Below are 1,631 nucleotides of genomic sequence, written 5' to 3'. Positions count from 1 at the left end.
AGCTAAACCAGCTAATAGTTTGTCAATATTTTTCAATAAAGATTTAAAATATCTCATGATATACTAAAAATGTACATGCCAAATAACCTTCCGTTAGACTAATTTTGGAAGTTTTGTGTTATTTAGTTAGATATAGGTTCTAAGCTTTATCTTGGAAAGTCGTTTTATTCTTTAGTAGGGCAAATATCCAATGTAAGAGCTTATTTACACAAGCAATGACAGCTACCTTAAAAGGTTTTCCTTCTTCACGTTTCTTATCATAGAACTCTCGTAATTTCTTATTACGAGGAATGATCTCATCGCTTGTTTTGCTCTTGCGACAGTCACGTATAGCACAACGAACAGCCATATATAGGGCGTGACGAAGCCTGCTGGACCCTCTTTTTGTGATTCGATTCTTGGTGGCTGTAAACTTACCAGATTCAAATACACTAGGGTCAACTCCAGCGAAAGCTACCAGCTTTTTAGGATCAGTAAATCGATCTATCTCCCCAATTTCTGAAATGATCGTTGCAGCGATCTTTTCTCCGATACCAGGGATAGATTTGATAATATTATATTCTTCAACTTCTTTTGCGAGGGCATCTATCTCTGACTCTAACTTGGATAGGTGCTCTTTATATTGAAGAATGATATTAATATACATACCAAGACTCAAAATATGACTCTGATACAAAGTCTTTTCAAACGGATTTCGGTTTGCGGCAGCCTTGAGTTGAATAGCCTTTTCATTGGCCCATCTGTATGAACGACTTTTACATAATTGAGCGATTTTGTCAGCTATGGTTTCTACACTTGCCTCTAATATATCTTCGGATGAGGGAAACTCTGAAAGAGTTAAGAGTGATACTACTGAATACAAGTCCCCAAAAACTCCTCTATATTCAGGAAAGACCTGGTCCAGAATCGCTTGAAATTGTAGCTTTGTTTGAATCAACACACCAGTAATATTTTCGTGCTGTCTTGTAAGATTCCGAAGGTTTAATAGCTGTACACCACGCTTCTTATACGGCTCTAAATCCTCCTTATAAAACAGCTCGCAGAGATGGTAAGCATCTATCGCATCTGTCTTTACTTTTCGAAGACTTGAACTTTTAGCCTTATAAGAAATCAATGGATTAATAATGATCAATAAATACCCACGGTCCTCCAAGTATTGAACAACAGAGGAATGATAATGTCCTGTTGCTTCTAGAACGATAGGTGGTTTCTTACCTGTTTCTCTCTTCACGACCTCTAGAAACTCTACAAGTAAATCAAGACCTTCAATAGTGTGTGAAACTTTAAAACTCTTTCGATATGGTTTGCCTTTATCTAAAAATGCCTGAACTTGACTTTCCCCTTTCGAAACATCCAGACCAACGACTGGATTCATTCTAAATCTCCTCCTAACTAGTAATTTGCCAGTAACCCCTAATCCTCCATGCAGTATCACAGCTTCGCTTGTTATACGAGATCTAAGTCCCAACCAGCCTCAATCATGTTTCTACAAGTAGGGGGCGAACCGTTTAGCTGACGGGGTCAAAGCCCCACGGGCAGTTACGTTCTACCCTGGCTACTGATATAATAAGACCAAAATAAATAAGGTCAACCAGAAATATTTAGCATTCTGGTTAACCTTATAATACGAA

General features: G+C 38.0%; 1 protein-coding gene. It reads right to left on the bottom strand.

All coding sequences use genetic code 11. The features are described from left to right. Positions 1-139: 139 nt before the first annotated feature. Entirely contained in the window at positions 140-1,375 is a 1,236-nt protein-coding gene (locus tag M3234_RS28580) for an IS110 family RNA-guided transposase (protein WP_262307914.1), read from the bottom strand. Between the last annotated feature and the right edge of the window lie 256 nt (positions 1,376-1,631).

Source organism: Neobacillus niacini, assembly GCF_023715785.1.
Taxonomy (GTDB): domain Bacteria; phylum Bacillota; class Bacilli; order Bacillales; family Cytobacillaceae; genus Neobacillus; species Neobacillus niacini_E.
This window is presented reverse-complemented; position numbering and strand designations above follow the sequence as displayed.

Bases quoted from the DNA above. Each gene is read 5' to 3' on its own strand.
- M3234_RS28580 (WP_262307914.1), bottom strand. From the start codon at position 1,375: ATGAATCCAGTCGTTGGTCTGGATGTTTCGAAAGGGGAAAGTCAAGTT.